We start from the raw sequence: 16020 nt of genomic DNA, 5'->3' as shown, positions 1-16020 counted from the left end.
CGGACTGGGAATGTCGTTCACTGTGGCGCCGCTTACGGCAACAGTAATGGCTTCCGTCAGCGATCATTTTTCGGGAACGGCATCCGGGGTAAATAATGCCGTGACCAGGATCTCCAATGTATTTGCTAACGCGATATTGGGTGCTTTGGCCGTTTTGCTATTTTCGGGTGCATTACAACAGCATATCAAATCAGTGCCGTTGAATGATAGCTGGCTCGTTCTGTATTTTATTATCATCGCAAGCGCCTAAATGATGATAAATACAAGCATGAAAAAGGAGAGATCGCAAGTATATACCACTTGCATAAAGGCAGATATGGTTATCGGCGGGTCACCGCCGAAATGAAGAACCGGGGTTATAGCATAAATCACAAGACTGTCCAAGAATTGATGGGAACATTAGGCCTAAAAATGCAATATCAGGAAAGTAAGTTATCGCTCATACAAAGGTGAGGTTGGTAAAATTGCCCTAATGTACTTGAAAGGGATTTTGAGGCAAATCTGCCTAATCAGAAATGGGCTACGGATGTCACTCAGATGAACATTAAAGGGGAGAAGATCTATTTATCTCCTATAATTGACATGTTCAACGGGGAAGTCATTTCTTATAGTATTTCAAAAATCTCCAAATATGCAGATGATAGATGAAATGTTATATGAGGCTTTTGATAAAGTGAAAGATATAAGGGGACTTATTTTTCACTCTGACCAAGGGTGGCAATATCAACATTATGGATATAGAAAGGCTTTGGAAAAACATGGAATTATTCAAAGCATGTCCAGAAAGGGAAACTGCTTGGATAATGCCTTGGCCGAAAGCTTCTTTGGGATCTTAAAGACAGAATTACTGTACAAACAGAGCTTTGAAACTGCGGAAGAATTTATAACTTCGTTAAAAGAATACATTCATTACTATAACAATGAAAGAATAAAAAACAGGTTAAATGGAAAGAGCCCGGTGGAATACCGAGCTCTCGTACAAAAAACTTAATTTTGTAAACTGTCCAACTTTTTGGGGTCACACCATTGAGACAGCCTCTTTATCATTATCTTGAAGCGGGTTTATCCTCTTTACGTTCTGGCTTCGCTTCAGGCTGCGGGCGAGGCTGCGCCCTTTGAACCTGTGGCCTTTGTTGCTGCGGCTGTGCTTGTGGCCTCTGTTGTTGCGGCTGTGCTTGCGGCCTTTGTTGTTGTGGCTGTGCTTGCGGTCTTTGCTGCTGAGGCTGCGCTTGTTGCTGGCGTTGCCGATCTGCCTGTTGACTTTGCTGAGCTTGTTGCTGCCTTATTTGTTCCGCCCGCTGCTGTTGACTTTGCTGAGCCTGTCGCTGCCTTTGTTGTTCGGCCTGCTGCTGTTGTACCTGTTGCTGCCTTTGTTGCTCAGTTTGTTGTTGCTGCGGCTGGGTTACTGCTGGCCTTTGGCTTGGCGTTGCCGAGCTTGGCTGATCGCGATTTCGGTTAAACCTGCCGTTGTTGTTGGTAGTTGGGTTAACCGGATTGTTGTTATTGGGCACACCTGTTGGGTTAGCGGGGCTTGCATCGGGGCGTGTCGGCCTGCCGTTGTTGGGATTAGTATTTCCACCAGGGTTTGCTGTAGGATTCTGGTTGCCGTTCCGGTTAAACCTGCCATTGTAATTATTGGAAGGATTAGCATTCGGATTACTGGTCGGGTTACTTATGCCTGGTTGATTTCCGTTAGTTGCGGGCCTGCCGTTGTTATTGTTTCCTGGATTGTTGCCATTAGGCGTAGTAGCAACACCTGGGCGATTGTTCACCCTTACAATATTGCTGTTTTGTGCCTGTGGATCTCTTGCTGTTTGTGCCAGGCGGGTTGCATTAGTGTGATTGATGGTTGCACCGTTGCTTCTGTTGGCGATACCCTCGTTAGGGTGGGCATTCCTGTAAGCTGTTGCGTCAACAACGCGGCTGGGGCGCGGCCTATCCCCGCCATTGTTATTATTGCGGATTACAGTAGGGCGATAGATGTTTACCGTATTATTCTGTATTATCGTCGTACGCGGGTTATTCGAGTTATTGATGCGGTATATATCAACCCGTCTGTTAGTATAACGCTCAATATCTTGCGGACGCGGACCTGATACAAAACGCCTGTTGTTGTTAACATACACGTTATTGATAATTGTAGTATTACGAATAATGTTAACTACCCGTGTTCTGGGTACATAATAATCGTAAATACGCGGGCTCGTAATGTACGCTCTTGGCGCGCATATCCAATAGTCGTTGGGTACGTTATAACCGCCAAACGAAATGTCGATGCTTACACCGGGGGCCATTGGCGCCCAGGCATAGTAATCGCCACCGGTACGCCAGTTAACCCATGCAGGCCCCCATTCGCTGCCAGGGATCCATTCCCAGCCATAATAATCATCATAGCGCCAACGGCCGTAATGGAAGGGTGCCCATCCCCACTCATAATCTGATACCCAGGTGTTGCCATACTCGGTTACAACCCAGTGCCCGTTTGTGGCATAAGGCTGAAAGCCGTCTTCGGCATCGGGTATCCAAACGCTGCCATAGTTGGGGTCATCAACCCAGGTACCGTAAGGTTGAAGTTCGTCATAAAACGTCTGGAAAGAAACTGTTTCGCCTGGCTGCGCCAGTATTTTTGCGGGGTTTGCTACCACCAGCAAAAATGCGGTGAGCAATATTCCCCATATTTTATTTATAGATTTCATGGCTCTTTGTATCTAAATATAGTCGATAGTTTGACTATACAACAATCATAACGTTTATTTGTATATAAAGTTTACCATTAGTGAAACGATTGGGTTTCGTTTTTGCAGATTTTGCAGAATAAGGCGGTTTACAAGAAATATTTTTAATAAAGGTAGCGCTTAACAAATCGATTAGATATTTTTACATTTACAAATAAGATTTTTATGAGCAAAGTAAATATCCCACGCCTGGATTTAAACACCTATGTAAACGGAACGCCAGAGCAACGCAAGCAGTTTTCGGACGATATTGGCAAGGCGTTTAACGAAACCGGTTTTGTTACCATTACCAATCATGGTTTGAGCAAGCAATTGATAGACGACCTGTACAGCCAGGTGAAAGAACTTTTTGCATTGCCCGAAGAGGTAAAACTAAGCTATGAGAAAGTGGAACTGGCCGGCCAGCGTGGTTACACCAGTAAGGGTAAAGAAACGGCCAAGGGTTTTAAAGTGCCCGATTTGAAGGAGTTTTGGCAGATAGGCCAAACTGTTACCGATGGCGATCCGGTGAAGGACGAGTATCCTGAAAACTTACAGGTAACCCAATTGCCCAGGTTTAACCCCACTACCTACGAGATCTATAAAAAACTGGAAGCCGCTGGCAGCCAGGTATTAAAGGCTATTGCCGTGTATCTGGATTTACCTGAAGATTATTTTGATGACAAGATCCATAACGGCAATTCCATTTTAAGATGCCTGCATTACTTCCCCATTGAAGATCCTGATGCTTTGCCGCCTGATGCCGTGCGCGCCGGAGCACACGAAGATATAAACCTGATTACCCTTTTAATTGGTGCCAGCGCCGATGGACTTGAAGTGTTAACACGCGATGGCGATTGGTTCGCTATCAAAGCCGAAGGCGAGGACGTGGTAGTTAACGTGGGCGATATGCTGCAACGTTTAACTAATGGTAAACTGAAATCAACCACGCACCGGGTAGTTAACCCACCGCGCGAAATGATGAAATATTCGCGTTATTCGGTACCGTTCTTTTTACACCCCCGTTCAGAAATGGACTTGACCTCATTGGATTCAACTATTGACGCAGAGCACCCTAAACTATATTCGGATATTACAGCCGGAGATTACCTTGATGAGCGTTTGCGCGAAATAGGATTGAAAAAATAATTAGAAAATGTGCAAATGAGTAAATGAGCGAATGAGTAAATAGGAATAGGAAAGTGTAGGAGCGTGCAGATAGAATTTCCTTGTTCTAAATTCGCACACTTCCACATTTGGAATTTGCACATTCTAATTCGCATTTGCCCATTAAAAATTTGCACATTTGCACATTTACTCAATTGCACATTTAAAACATACCTATGAATGCAGACCAATACAACTATGCAACAGTTACTCAGGCTCTTGATGACCTAAAGGCCCGTGGCTATGTTGACGAGTTTAACTTTAAAGATCAATATTTATTTTGCGACCCGAAGGGTGTTCAATTTAACCCGCAGGAACTGAAGATAACCGAAGTATATCGTTTTGAAGGTGCCAGTGATCCGGAAGATAGCTCGGTAGTGTACGCTATTGAAAGCGCTTCGGGCCTGAAGGGGGTATTGATAGACGCCTACGGTGTTTACGCTGATGAACGCAAGAGCGCCTTTATCAATAGCCTTAAAATGGAAAGCTAAAATAGTTTTTCTATCAGTTGATCAGCGCTGATGCCTTCTGCTTCAGCCTGATAGCTGCGTACTATCCGATGACGCAAAATAGCTTTGGCAACTGCCTGCACGTCTTCCACATCCGGAGAATACTTACCCGATATAACGGCATGGCATTTAGCGCCCAGCACTAAAAACTGCGATGCCCTCGGTCCTGCTCCCCAACTTAATAACCGGTTAACATCAGGTGTGGCCAGGGCTGTGTTAGGGCGTGTTTTGGCAGCCAGCTTAACCGCATATTCCAAAACGTGATCTGTAATGGGAATATTACGGACCAGTTGCTGAAAGAAAACGATCTGCTTGCCGTTTAGTATTTTATGCACTTCGGGTTTTACCGATCCTGTGGTGTTTTTTATCACCTGGATCTCTTCCTGTAATGTTGGATAGTTTAGCGCTACATTAAACATAAACCTGTCCAACTGTGCCTCTGGCAGCGGGTAGGTGCCTTCCTGCTCAATCGGGTTTTGAGTAGCTAAAACAAAAAATGGCTGTTCTAAATGATGGGTTACTCCGGCAGCCGTTACCGATTTTTCCTGCATAGCTTCCAGCAAAGCGGCCTGGGTTTTTGGCGGGGTACGGTTAATCTCATCAGCCAGGATGATGTTGGCAAATACCGGCCCCCTGATAAATTTAAAGTTGCGGTCCTCGCCCAAAATTTCCGATCCGATGATGTCCGACGGCATCAGGTCGGGCGTAAACTGGATCCGGTTAAAATTGAGGTCGAGCACTTTAGCCACAGTTTGCACCAGTAAAGTTTTAGCCAGTCCCGGAACACCAACCAACAAGCAATGTCCGTTGCTGAAGATCGAGATCAGTACCGATTTCACCACCTCGTCCTGGCCAATAATCACTTTGCCAATTTCGGCGCGTATTTGCTGGTAGGCTGCTTTTAAGGCGTTGGCTGCTTCAACGTCAGACTGGTATTGCTGCATATTTGGCTGGTGTTATTTAACCTGAGCTGTAGACGGACTGCTTGCCCATATTTTAAGCTGTGGGCAGCTTTGATATTCAGGATCAATTTTAACGTAGGTATCTTTACGCTTTTTCTCAAACCATTCACTTACAGATTTATTCAGTTTATCCTCATAAGCTAAATCCTTAATTTTAGGAAGATCCTGGGCCAAATTAGCCTTATGAGCATCTGTTTTTGATTTTAACAGCAAAATTTTGTAAGTCTTTTTTCCATCCTGCGCGGTAAATAACGCTGGTTTAGAAATTTCGCCAATCTTCATGGTATCTACCACCAAGGCAACCTGTGGGTCTAATTTATCGGTAGGAATATAAGTAGTACGGCTTTGTACGTTATCTGCGTTAAGCATCATCCCGCCATTGTATTTGGTATCGCGGTCGTCCGAATAATAAGCCGCCGCGCTCGAAAAATCTATTTTTTTATTGCCGCTTAACAGCGTATACACACTGTCAATTTTAACTTTGGCACGGTCAAGGCTACCCTGGCTTACCTCCGTCTTGATTAAGATGTGTCTTACGTGTACCTGCTCGCCGCGGCGCTCAATCACTTGTAAAAAGTGAAATCCAAAATCCGTTTCAAAAACAGGCGATATTTCGCCCGCCTTTAATTTAAAAGCCATTGCGGCAAATTCTTTCACAAAGGTTGAGCGGTCAGCAAAACCAAGGTCGCCACCATCCGGAGACGAACCCGGATCCTGGGAGTATAAACGGGCCAGGTTTCCAAAATCCTCACCACCTTTAACACGTGCGCGTAAGGATTCAGCTTTATCTTTAAACTGTTTCTTTTCTTCGGCCGTTAATTTAGGCGTTATCGATATTTCGCCTACTTCAACTTCTTTGTTGTAGGTTGGTAAACTATCTTTCGGTATAGCGTCAAAATATTTTTTAATATCAAAAGGCGTAACGTTCACTTTTTCGGTGATTTTTTGACGCATTTTTTCAGCAACACGTTGTTCTTTGATATCAGGGCGCAATTCATCTTTGTACTGAATAATTGAGCGGCCTAAAAATTGCTCCAGGCGCTCTTCGCCACCTGCCCGCTGTACCATGCTGCGCATCCGGCGGTCAACTTCAGCGTCAACTTCGTCATCTTTCACAAAAACGCTATCAATTACGGCTTGTTGGGCCAATAGTTTTTGGGTAAGCAACTGTTGTAAAATAAGACATTTAATGGATGGATTTGGCGGATTGCCCTGGATGAGATACTGGGCATATTGCGATTCGATATCCGATTGCAATATGATACCACTGCCTACAACACCTGCAATTTTATCTAATGTTTTCTTTTGAGCGTTAACAAATGTTAATGTAGTCAATAAAATAAATAGGGTTAACCCAAACTTTCTCATGTATCTCTCTTTGTTATAAATTATATATCACCAGTTTACGAAAAACAGGTGAGGCCCCGAATTTCGGAAAATAATTTGAGTTTGATTGTAAAATAATTTGATCGCACCCAATTATACTTCTATGCTGCGAATATGCTGAATAAGGTATGAACAATTTAGCTATTTTTGGTTAAAATTTGTTAAATGATCATTGATAATATAGCCGGGCTCCAGTTTCTTATACACGAGGATATTTTTTTTGTGAAAAATGATTTGGGTAACCTGAACAGGGTTGCGCCCAGCGATAGCGGCGATGCCGAGCAAAGGCCTGTATTGTTAGTGGAAGCGCCCGTTTCGTCAGCTCCTGTGGTTGTTGTGCCACCATCAACGCAGGAGACGGCGGCAGCCCCGGTTGTTAAATTTGAATACGCCGGGAAAAATAATAAGCGGTTTTTGGTTATTTGCTGCTACCCCGGGGCTGAGTTAATGGACGATAAGCATTATGCAGCCTTAATTAGTACCCTGCAACGGAAGGAGTTAACTTTAGATGATGTAGCCATCATTAATATTGCCAAAAATGATGATACCACAGCCGGGGCCTTGCAGCAATATTTTAAGCCGGAGCGCTTGTTGATTTTGGGGGCAAGGGGTTTGCTGGCCGGTTGGAACCAGTGTGCGCTAAATCAGTTGGGAGATATGAGCGGAATAAAAGCGCTTTATACCTATAGTTTTGCCGAGATGATGGGCGACCGGGATAAAACCAAAGCTTTTTGGGAACAAATGAAACTATTATAGTATGCAGTACAAATTAGTATTTGCCACCAATAACCGGCATAAAATTGAAGAGGTTGCCGCCAAAACAGGTGATAGGTTCATCCTGTTAAGCCTGCACGATATCCATTGTGATGCTGAAATTGCTGAAACTGGCGAAACATTCGCTGAAAACGCATCTATCAAAAGCAGGTTTATTTTTAATCAATACGGGCTCAACAGCTTTGGAGATGACAGTGGTTTGGAGGTTGATGCGCTGCAAAACGAGCCTGGGGTATACTCGGCCCGGTACGCTGGCAAGCATGGCGATCATGAGGCTAATATGGATAAGGTGCTGGCTAAACTACAGGGACAAGATAATCGAAAAGCGCGTTTTCGCACGGTTATCTCGCTGCTGTGGAACGGTGAGGAGTATTTTTTTGATGGAACGGTAGAAGGTACCATCCGCACGGAGCGCTCGGGCAGCAAAGGCTTTGGCTACGATCCTATATTTCAGCCGGATGGTTACGATATTACTTTCGCGGAGATGAGCATGGAGGAGAAGAATAGCATTAGCCACCGTGGGAGAGCAGTTGAAAAGATGGTGGAATTTTTGGCTGGGTTGAAGTGAGGGCTATGCCGATAGGAAACGAATTAAGATAATTGAAATTTTACAAATAGAATATTTTGCTCGCGGCCAAAAAAACGGCTTGCTTATAGAAATACAGTATTATTCGTAGTGACCTTTGATCGAGTATATATAAATTATTTCGCCTTTTACCTGGTAAATAACGCTATCGGCTTTTGTTAGTCTTCTTGACCATTTATCTGAAAGGTTATGTTTTAACGCCTCGGGTTTTCCAAGGCCATTAAAGGGCGTTTCTATACTCAATAACTCATCTCATCCAGCTTTACCTTTCCTTTAAAAGTAACAAACACAAACGTGGTATAGCCTACCACCAGAGGCACGCCAATGGCGGCTACAACCAGCATGATACCCAGTGTTTTTTGCGATGAGGAGGCGTTGTAAACCGTGAGGTTATTGGCTGGCGATTGTGTGGATACCAGCATATTGGGGTAAAGTTCCATAGCCACCAATATCATTAATAAGCTGATGGTTACGGCCGATGATATAAAGGCATATAAGTATTTGCGCTTGGTGATCTGGCGGGTGATATTGGCAATGGTAAGCACCATCATCACGGGTACAACAAATAATTCAGGATAATTCCTGATCACGGCGGCCATTTTAGGCAGATACAGTAAAGTATAAAATGAGGTAAGCAGGATCATGATCACGAAAAAGATAGTTGCGTCTTTCACAATCAGGGTGAGCTTGGTATACAGGCGGTTCTCGGTTTTCATCACCAGGTAGATAGCGCCGTGCATCATCAGCAGGGCAACGGTGGTTACGCCGGTAAGCAGGGCATAAGGGTTTAAAAACTCGGTGAAGCTGCCGCGGAAAACATGGTCGGGACCCATATTGATCCCTTCGGTAACGTTGCCCAAAATAACGCCCAACAAAAAAGCAATCAGCGTGCTCGATGCGCAATAGCTGATGTCCCACATGCGGCGCCACCACAACATCGGTTCCTTGCTCCGGAACTCGATCGAAATGGCCCGGAATATAATCCCTAACAAAAATAAAATGAAGGGCACATAAAAGGCGGATAATAAAGATGCATATACCTCGGGGAAGCCTGCAAATAAGGCCCCGCCGCCAATTACAATCCATACTTCATTACCATCCCATACGGGGCCAATGGCGTTGAGCGCTATCCGGCGGCTTTCCTCTTTGGTAAAAAATAAATGTATAATGCCTGCACCCAGGTCAAAACCATCTAAAATAATATAGCCGGTAAATACGGCCCCTACCAGCAAAAACCAGCAGGTTGGATAATCAATGCCTAAAAATGTTGCCATATCTGTATAATTTTCAGCCTGTCTAATATTATGCTAATGAATCAGCCATCTCAATATGCCGCGGACTATGATCCAGGTTTTCCTCATCAAATGGGCCGCGCTTAATTTTTTTGTTGAGCAGGTAAATAAACAGCACAAAAAGCACCAGGTACACCCAGGTAAACAGGATGAGCGAAAATACAATATGGCCCGCAGTAACCGCCTGCGATAAAGCTTTTGATGTACGCAATAAGCCGTATACCACCCAGGGCTGGCGGCCAACCTCGGCACTATACCAGCCAACCTGGTTGGCTACTTGCGGCAGCAATACCGAGAACGAAAAGATAACCATAAGCCAATGTTTGTTAAACAAACTTTTTCGCCACCACAGGTAGCAACTATAGAGCGTTAAGGCTATCATGAACATGCCTATGGCTACCATTAAATGATAGGTTTGAAAAACAAAGTTAACTGCCGACGGCCTGTCTTCCTTTTTAAAATCATTAAGTCCGGTTACGGGAGCTTTAAAATCACCTTTAGTTAAAAAACTGAGGCCGCCGGGGATATAAAGTCCGTGGGTTTCTTGTTTTTTTTGATCAACATAACCCATTAAATACATGTCGCCGGGCTTGCTGCCATCGTAATGGCCTTCAAGAGCGGCTAATTTAGCAGGTTGATATTCGGCCACTACATCTGCCGATTTATGGCCCACAAATAACTGTGCCAATGCCGATAAAGTAGCAACAACCAATCCGATTTTAAATGCCGATTTTGAAAATTCGAGATAACGTTTTTTGCGCAGGTAGTAGGCCGAAATACTTAATACCAGGAAAGCACCGGATAAAAATGAACCCAGCCATACATGCGAGATGCGCGATACCATGGACGGGTTAAAAACCATCGCCCAAAAATCAGTGATCTCGGCACGGGCGTGTAATCCAGTACCTACAATATGATAACCGGTAGGTGTTTGCTGCCATGAATTGGCCACTACGATCCACACGGCGGAAAACATGCTGCCCAGGGTAACCATTACGGTAGCAAAAAAATGCACCGATGGGCGCACCCGGTTCCAGCCAAAAAGCAATATGCCCAGGAAGCCCGATTCCAGCGCGAAGGCAAAGATACCTTCGGCGGCTAAGGCACTGCCGAAAACATCACCTACATAGCGCGAGTAAACGGCCCAGTTGGTGCCAAACTCAAATTCCATTACAATGCCGGTAGCCACGCCAATACCAAAGATGAGCGCGAAGATCCGGACGAAAAACTTCGTCATTTTTTCATAAAGCTTGTTGCCGGTTTTAAGAAACATGCCTTCCATAATTACCATCACTAAACCCAGGCCGATGCTTAAAGGCGGGTATATATAATGGAAAGCGATGGTAAAGGCAAACTGTATACGTGCAAGAATTTCAACGTCCATAACAATTCGTTTTGAGTAGCTGTTTGGACAAATATCGGCAATGCCTAAGCTTTACAATGGTATTAAAATGCTTTTTTGCAATTTAGAAGAGATATGAATTGTAACCGGTATGTTACTTTATAAAAATTAATGTTATTATTCAGGTAATGATAAAATGCTAATTTAGAAATATGAACTGGGTTATCAGACATAGTAAGAAAATGCCATATCACACGCATCTGGATCAGATACTTAAACCGATTCTGGATGATGTTGGCCATTATAACTGGTTGCTGGCCGATTTGGAATATACATCTACCTTTTCGGATAAAATACCGGTGGATATGGATCAGGACTATTTTATCCTGGCGCCCGAGGAATTTGCGGAGCTGCTTAAAGCCGATCTACAAATATGGTGGGGTGTTATATTGGGAATACATCCCGGAGTTGAAGTTATGGTGAATGAAAACAACCTGCCCTTTGCCGAAGGTAATGACCAGATCTGGATGAATGGCAATCTTCAGTATCCTGATGCTGCGATCGAGATTGTATGCTTTGATAGCAGCTATACCATAGTGAAGTTTACCGACGAACAATTATCGGGTAAATTTTATACTTATTTCCCCGAGGCTATCGAGCTGGAAAAGCTTTGAAAATCCGTATTAAATAAAATCGTCCCGCATGGGGGTAAAGGCGTCAACCAATGTACCAGCTTCAAGGCATACCACCCCATGCAATACATTGGGCGGTACATAAAAGCCGTCGCCATCTTTAATCACGCGGATCTCGCTACCTATGGTGGCTTCAAAAGCGCCGCCCCTTACGTACGTAACCTGGGTGTGAGGGTGCTGGTGCAGGGTGCCGATGGCGCCTTTTTCAAACTTAGCCTTCACCAACATAATCTGATCGTTGTAACCAAACACCTGGCGTTGTATGCCATTGCCCTGGTCTTCCCATTCAATCTCGTTTTCAAACTGAAAAATATTGCTGGCAGCTTTGCTCATGTTATTTTATTTTTACGGTGTCTTTCTTTATTTTGACGCTGTCCTTTTTAGTTTTAATCGAATCGGCCTTTAGTTTAAACCTCTGCAAAGTATCGGTTTTTACTTTTAACGAATCGCTACCTGTTTTCAACACCGGTTTTACCGTTGGTATTGCTCCAGGTTTTGCAGATGCCTTTTTATCAGGTACTTTCTTTCCGTTTGTTTTTTTAGACGGAACATTGCTTTCCGACGGGATGATCGACTCCTTTGATACCGGCCTGTCCTGCGGTTTCCATAAAAAACCTTTCAATACCTTATCATCATCCTTTACCTTGGCTATAGCCGTATAACGGGCATCGGGCTTAACAAACCATTTAATATCAAGCGGCTCGTTGTTTTTAAAGCCCACGCTTATTTTACTGCTAATGGTACGGTGCATCTCGGTTACCTTTAAGCTGTCGCGGGCAAAATAAATGGTTTCAGCATTGGCAAAAACAAACATGCGGTAAAGTTTGCTGTTCCTGAAAAAGCCCCGCATTTTTTTTCCGCCCACCTGGTTAAAGTGTGTGGAATCGCCCTTTTCAATATTGACGATAAAGCTCGAGGGATACATCTCCAGGTTATCCAACTGCTTATGTTTCATTTGCAGGTTAATGGTATCTGCCGATAACTGCGAGCCCTGAACCCAGATCATCGGATGTACATACATCCGGGCTACCGAATCGCTATAGCTGAAAAAGATGGAATCGGCCTTGGCCTGCAAGTCCGACTTAAAGATCTTGGCATGATGAGCAGCGGTTAAAATGCGCACCCTTGCCGTATCACTCAGGTCAACGGTTTGCGTCAGGTTAACCGAATCAATACCCACTACAATATTTTTAGGTGCCGCCCTTGCCGGCTTTTTAACAGGTTTTGCCGCCAGTTTAAGTTGCGTTGTGTCTTTTTTTACTACTACGTTTTTAAAATAGTTACGATGGAATACGGTAGTATCGGGCGGTATGCTTAACGGTACAATATCTAAATGTTTAACCGGCTTTTTATATACTATGCTCGGTATGTTTTTGATGGAAGTATCTCTTGCCCTTTCGGCTGCTATCCTGCGCACTTCTTTTAACGCTTTGAGGTCCTTATAGGTTAATATCTGGGTTTCAATGGTATCGGCAGTCATAAAGATGGAATCTCGCTTAATGTGCGAGGTGTCCTTTGTAATCGGAGCCAGTGCCTTAGCCACAGCGGGTTTATTGTTTTTATCCTTTTTGTTTAGTTTCGATTGTACAGAATCCATCACAGCGGCTGCCGTTTTAGGATTTATTGTTTTAGCGGCTTTGATGGCTTTTGATTGAAGCGAATCTGAAATTGGAAGCGGGACAACATTTTTGATGGTCTTAAGTTGGGCATTGAGCTGTGCAGGGTCCACAATGGGCATCGAGTTCTTCGGGGCGGTGAAAGTTGGTTTTTTGTTGGTAGCCGGCACTGGTTTAACCGTTGCCGAATCTTTTTTAGTGGAATCGACTTTCTCTTCGGTAATAAAAACCACGTAGGGGTGCTGGGTCATCAGGGTGCGTTCGCCTATTTTAAAGTGTTCGCCCAAGTCGCCCTTCATAATGATTTTTTGTTCGCTGTCAAAAAACGTAACGTGTTTTACGGCCTTTCCATAGCCAATTAGGCGGTCGTAAAATAAACTGTCGCCCTTGAGCGACTTTGTTTTTTGCTTCCACATATTATTCTTTCCAAAAAAGGCCTGCTCGGTTTGGGTATTGTAAGTGCCATTTTCGGTATACAGGGTATCTTTGTCTTTTTTACCGTAAATATTGGTTGGGCCTAAAAAATAAGCAATACGTGAGCCCGAATTATATTTCAGGGTATCGGTTTTGATAATAGCGTCGGTAGTTGTCAACACAACATCGTACCTAAAATAAGCATCACGGTTAGAGGTAAAGTACCAGCCGTTTTTACTCACCAGCGTATTTTCTTTATTTACCAGTTTGCCGCCACCCGTGTAGGTGCCTATTTTGGTGGCTGTGCTATAGGTGAGGTAGTTGGTGGTCAGGGTGGCATCTTTATCAACCATGCGTACGTTATCCGTCATAATGGCAACTTTAGTATTGCCGTTATAGTTCAGTTTATCGCCATAAATATGCAAAGTATCGCCTTGCGTAATTAAAACATGGCCAAAGGCATCAAAGGCGTTGGCTTTTTGATAAAAATAGGCACTATCCGAGCTGAGTATGGCGTTATCCTGCTGGAAAACCGCCTTATAGGTAATAAGTACATCTACACCGTCTTTTTTCAAACCATGGGCGCGTTCCGAACGTAAAATATGCAGCGGCGAACTCTTTTTCTGAGCGGCTGCTGTACCGGTTATCCACAATAAAACGATGATCAAAAAATATTTATTCACAAAGCAAAATTAGTTTTTTGGTTGAGGTAATTAAATTAAATAATTTTGATGAATGCTGCCTGTACAAAGTTTCTTAAATTTTATTGCGCAAAATCAACTTTTTACCCAAAACGACCGTCTGCTTGTTGCTGTAAGCGGCGGCCGCGATTCGGTTGTACTGGCACATTTGCTCAAACAGGCAGGCTTCAATTTTGGCATAGCCCATTGTAATTTTCAGCTAAGGATTGATGAAGCTCAAGCCGAGCAGGCTTTTACCAGTCAATTAGCTGATGCATTAACCGTGCCGTTCCATACCATTAGTTTTGATACACAAACTTATGCCCGGCAAAACGGAATTTCAACCCAAATGGCTGCCCGCGATTTGCGCTATACCTGGTTTGAGCAAATTCGCAATGAACATGGTTATAGCTATATTGCTGTTGCACACCACCAGAACGATTCGGTTGAAACTATATTGCTCAATTTAACACGGGGTACTGGTATTGCCGGTATGCACGGCATCCTGCCCCAAAACGGCTACCTGGTTAGGCCTTTGCTTTTTTTAAACCGCGACGAAATTGACACCATTGTTGATCAAAATGGCTTGCATTTTATGGAAGATAGTTCCAATGCATCGTCCAAATACGCGCGCAATAAGATACGGCACCAGGTAATCCCACCGCTTAAAGAGTTAAACCCGAAGCTCGAAGAAACCTTCGACCGTAATATGGAACGGTTCCGCGAGTTGGAATTATTGCTTAACCACCAGTTGGAGCAATTAAAGCAGCAAATGATGGTGCAGGTTGGGGATGAGATACATCTTCATATTTCCGCTGTTAAAAGCTTATATCCACAACGTTTGCTGCTCTATGGTTTGCTCCATCCGTATGGTTTTAGCGAACCGGTTATTGAAGATGTGATGGCTTCGCTGGATAAACATGCGGGCCGCGTTTTTGAGTCTCAGGGTTTTGTGCTACTGCTCGACAGGGATAAACTGATTTTAAGTAAACGCCGTGAGCGGCCCGGCCCGGTTTTAATTCATCAAAATGATCACGAAGTGTATTATAGCCAATTTAAAATAACACTGCTTCATGACGATTCGCCGCTGATTATACGGGATAACCCCATGGCGCTATCTGCAAATGCGGACAAATTAATATTCCCTTTAACCATACGCAGCTGGCAGGAGGGAGACTATTTTTGCCCTATGGGGATGAAAGGCAAAAAAAAATTAAGCGATTTTTTTGTGAACGAAAAAATCCCCCTTCATCAAAAGGACCAGATACCTATATTGATTAACGGAAACGGCGAGGTGATATGGATAGCAGGCCACCGGCCCGATGAGCGATATAAAGTAAGTGAACACACCGAAAAAGTTATTATCTTCGAACTGTACAAGTTGAATTTATGAGCGACAAACCTGTTTTCATGGAGAAACAATACCTGGGGCGCGAATGGATACCTATTACCATACGCCTTGTATTGGCCATTTTTTGCTTTATCATCTATTTTTTTACCGGCGACAGGGAGCGTAACAGCGATTTGTTGCTTGTGGTAGGCTTCGGCATCTTATCCATATCGGTTATCATGGGCTTTCTGCTTCATTTCCGCACCAGCGTAAAAAACAAAAGCATCATCCTGGATGGTTTATGGACAACTCGTTTGGTTAAGATAGACCTGAACAGTATTGTGAAAGTTGAAAAGGGAACTTACAGCCGGTATTTATTTAATAACCCGGTTTATAACCTGCATAAAAAAGGGACTATACGCTTTTTTACCTCCGGCAATGACGCCGTGCATTTAACCGACCGTGATGGTTTAGTGTATATTATAGGCTCGCAACATGTTAATGAGTTGGAAAGAGCCATTAAAGAAGAGATGAATAGATAAGCAGCTCCCACCGT

17 protein-coding genes and 1 pseudogene are annotated in these 16020 nt (G+C 43.8%); 10 read left to right on the top strand and 8 right to left on the bottom strand.

Annotated features, from left to right (window positions below):
* The 3 genes and pseudogenes from MUCPA_RS07930 to MUCPA_RS36885 all read left to right on the top strand — a co-directional run.
* A pseudogene (locus tag MUCPA_RS07930) lies at positions 1-250 on the top strand (hypothetical protein); the annotation flags it as partial.
* Positions 211-453, top strand: coding sequence for an IS3 family transposase (locus MUCPA_RS39505; protein ID WP_083839314.1), 243 nt, complete (start codon positions 211-213; stop codon positions 451-453). The pseudogene MUCPA_RS07930 and the gene MUCPA_RS39505, both read left to right, overlap by 40 nt.
* Positions 454-577: 124 nt before the next feature.
* Positions 578-991 (top strand): transposase, encoded by a 414-nt coding sequence (locus MUCPA_RS36885; RefSeq protein WP_394330556.1) that lies wholly within the window; start codon positions 578-580, stop codon positions 989-991.
* 55 nt (positions 992-1046) lie between these two features.
* Here the strand turns inward: MUCPA_RS36885 and MUCPA_RS35805 are convergent, their stop codons facing one another.
* Positions 1047-2696 carry a DUF6600 domain-containing protein gene (locus MUCPA_RS35805; protein ID WP_008505631.1) on the bottom strand — a complete coding sequence of 550 codons (1650 nt, stop codon included), beginning with the start codon at positions 2694-2696 and terminating at the stop codon, positions 1047-1049.
* Positions 2697-2900: 204 nt separating this feature from the next.
* Here MUCPA_RS35805 and MUCPA_RS07915 point away from each other — a divergent pair, with 204 nt between their 5' ends.
* Together MUCPA_RS07915 and MUCPA_RS07910 are read left to right on the top strand one after the other, a co-directional pair.
* Positions 2901-3863 carry an isopenicillin N synthase family dioxygenase gene (locus MUCPA_RS07915; protein ID WP_008505630.1) on the top strand — a complete coding sequence of 321 codons (963 nt, stop codon included), beginning with the start codon at positions 2901-2903 and terminating at the stop codon, positions 3861-3863.
* A 194-nt stretch (positions 3864-4057) separates the two neighbouring features.
* Positions 4058-4372 (top strand): phosphoribosylpyrophosphate synthetase, encoded by a 315-nt coding sequence (locus MUCPA_RS07910; protein WP_008505628.1) that lies wholly within the window; start codon positions 4058-4060, stop codon positions 4370-4372.
* Here MUCPA_RS07910 and MUCPA_RS07905 read toward each other — a convergent pair.
* Together MUCPA_RS07905 and MUCPA_RS07900 are read right to left on the bottom strand one after the other, a co-directional pair.
* Complete coding sequence (locus MUCPA_RS07905) at positions 4369-5334, bottom strand: AAA family ATPase (RefSeq protein ID WP_008505626.1); 966 nt, start codon at positions 5332-5334, stop codon at positions 4369-4371. The genes MUCPA_RS07910 and MUCPA_RS07905 overlap by 4 nt on opposite strands.
* Before the next feature lie 12 nt (positions 5335-5346).
* Positions 5347-6720 carry a peptidylprolyl isomerase gene (locus tag MUCPA_RS07900; protein ID WP_008505625.1) on the bottom strand — a complete coding sequence of 458 codons (1374 nt, stop codon included), beginning with the start codon at positions 6718-6720 and terminating at the stop codon, positions 5347-5349.
* A 183-nt stretch (positions 6721-6903) separates the two neighbouring features.
* Here MUCPA_RS07900 and MUCPA_RS07895 point away from each other — a divergent pair, with 183 nt between their 5' ends.
* Together MUCPA_RS07895 and MUCPA_RS07890 are read left to right on the top strand one after the other, a co-directional pair.
* Entirely contained in the window at positions 6904-7494 is a 591-nt protein-coding gene (locus MUCPA_RS07895) for a hypothetical protein (protein ID WP_008505624.1), read from the top strand.
* 1 nt (position 7495) lies between these two features.
* A complete protein-coding gene (locus tag MUCPA_RS07890; RefSeq protein ID WP_008505623.1) occupies positions 7496-8080 on the top strand; it encodes a non-canonical purine NTP diphosphatase in 585 nt (194 codons plus the stop codon).
* Positions 8081-8179: 99 nt separating this feature from the next.
* Here the strand turns inward: MUCPA_RS07890 and MUCPA_RS07885 are convergent, their stop codons facing one another.
* Genes MUCPA_RS07885 through MUCPA_RS07875 form a run of 3 tightly spaced genes read right to left on the bottom strand, consistent with a single transcriptional unit; the run spans position 8180 to position 10774 of the window.
* On the bottom strand, positions 8180-8341 hold the full coding sequence (locus MUCPA_RS07885; protein WP_008505622.1) for a Txe/YoeB family addiction module toxin: 162 nt from the start codon (positions 8339-8341) through the stop codon (positions 8180-8182).
* Positions 8338-9372, bottom strand: a complete 1035-nt coding sequence (gene cydB, locus MUCPA_RS07880) for a cytochrome d ubiquinol oxidase subunit II (protein WP_008505620.1) — start codon at positions 9370-9372, stop codon at positions 8338-8340. The genes MUCPA_RS07885 and cydB overlap by 4 nt, the downstream gene beginning before the upstream one ends.
* Before the next feature lie 28 nt (positions 9373-9400).
* A complete protein-coding gene (locus MUCPA_RS07875; RefSeq protein ID WP_008505619.1) occupies positions 9401-10774 on the bottom strand; it encodes a cytochrome ubiquinol oxidase subunit I in 1374 nt (457 codons plus the stop codon).
* 200 nt (positions 10775-10974) lie between these two features.
* Here MUCPA_RS07875 and MUCPA_RS07870 point away from each other — a divergent pair, with 200 nt between their 5' ends.
* Entirely contained in the window at positions 10975-11406 is a 432-nt protein-coding gene (locus MUCPA_RS07870) for a hypothetical protein (protein WP_040625784.1), read from the top strand.
* Between the two features lie 9 nt (positions 11407-11415).
* On the opposite strand, the gene MUCPA_RS07865 is transcribed toward MUCPA_RS07870, so the two are convergent.
* Both MUCPA_RS07865 and MUCPA_RS07860 read right to left on the bottom strand, forming a co-directional pair.
* Entirely contained in the window at positions 11416-11757 is a 342-nt protein-coding gene (locus MUCPA_RS07865) for a cupin domain-containing protein (protein WP_008505617.1), read from the bottom strand.
* A 1-nt stretch (position 11758) separates the two neighbouring features.
* The gene (locus tag MUCPA_RS07860; RefSeq protein ID WP_050982045.1) at positions 11759-14137 is read right to left on the bottom strand and encodes an OstA-like protein; all 2379 of its coding nucleotides are present in this window, start codon (positions 14135-14137) and stop codon (positions 11759-11761) included.
* Positions 14138-14189: 52 nt separating this feature from the next.
* Between MUCPA_RS07860 and tilS the strand changes: the two genes are divergently transcribed.
* Both tilS and MUCPA_RS07850 read left to right on the top strand, forming a co-directional pair.
* Entirely contained in the window at positions 14190-15527 is a 1338-nt protein-coding gene (tilS, locus tag MUCPA_RS07855) for a tRNA lysidine(34) synthetase TilS (RefSeq protein ID WP_008505615.1), read from the top strand.
* Entirely contained in the window at positions 15524-16006 is a 483-nt protein-coding gene (locus MUCPA_RS07850; RefSeq protein WP_008505613.1) for a hypothetical protein, read from the top strand. The genes tilS and MUCPA_RS07850 overlap by 4 nt, the downstream gene beginning before the upstream one ends.
* Positions 16007-16020 lie beyond the last annotated feature (14 nt).

The organism is Mucilaginibacter paludis DSM 18603 (genome assembly GCF_000166195.2).
GTDB classification, from domain to species: domain Bacteria; phylum Bacteroidota; class Bacteroidia; order Sphingobacteriales; family Sphingobacteriaceae; genus Mucilaginibacter; species Mucilaginibacter paludis.
This window is presented reverse-complemented; position numbering and strand designations above follow the sequence as displayed.